Source organism: Enterobacter sp. K16B (assembly GCF_020216105.1).
GTDB lineage: Bacteria > Pseudomonadota > Gammaproteobacteria > Enterobacterales > Enterobacteriaceae > Enterobacter > Enterobacter sichuanensis.
This window is the reverse complement of the sequence record NZ_JAIWJZ010000229.1, coordinates 1-482: the sequence shown is the minus strand read 5'-3', so window position 1 is coordinate 482 and position 482 is coordinate 1. Positions and strand designations below refer to the sequence as shown.

At 62.9% G+C, this 482-nt stretch carries 1 protein-coding gene; it reads right to left on the bottom strand.

Annotated features, from left to right (window positions below; genetic code table 11):
* On the bottom strand, positions 1–482 hold a 482-nt coding region (locus LDK53_RS22865; RefSeq protein WP_225288157.1), incomplete at both ends, for an RHS repeat domain-containing protein.

The following is a 482-nucleotide window of genomic DNA, read 5'->3' as shown; positions in this document are numbered from 1 at the left end:
GCTGCGTAAACCGTCCGCAGTCCGGGTCGTAATACCGGAACAGATTGTAGTGCAGCCCTGTCTCACGGTCCAGGTATTGCCCCTGCATGCGCAGGTTCTGAGAATATCCTGATAACTGCGTTTCGCTTTCCCGCAGCAGCTTGCCCCAGGCGCCGTTCACCCCTTCCCAGCGCACCTGCCCTTCGATATCCGTCATCCGCTCCGGCGTGCCGTTCGGCTGGCAGTGGAACCAGAAGATCTCCGGCGCTTCCACGCCGTCAATACGCGCCAGCGGGTCGTAGCTGTCCTGGTCGCTGTAGACGTAGGTCAGCGGCACGTCTCCATGCAGCTCCTGCAGCAGGCGGAACCCTTCCCAGACAAACCGGGTGGTCACCGGCTTGCCGGTTGGCTGACCGCCCAGCATCTGCTGGCGCGTTTTGCTGATGCGTCGTCCTAGCGGGTCGTAGCGGAAGCTGACCTGCGTCTGCGGCCTGTTGCGATCC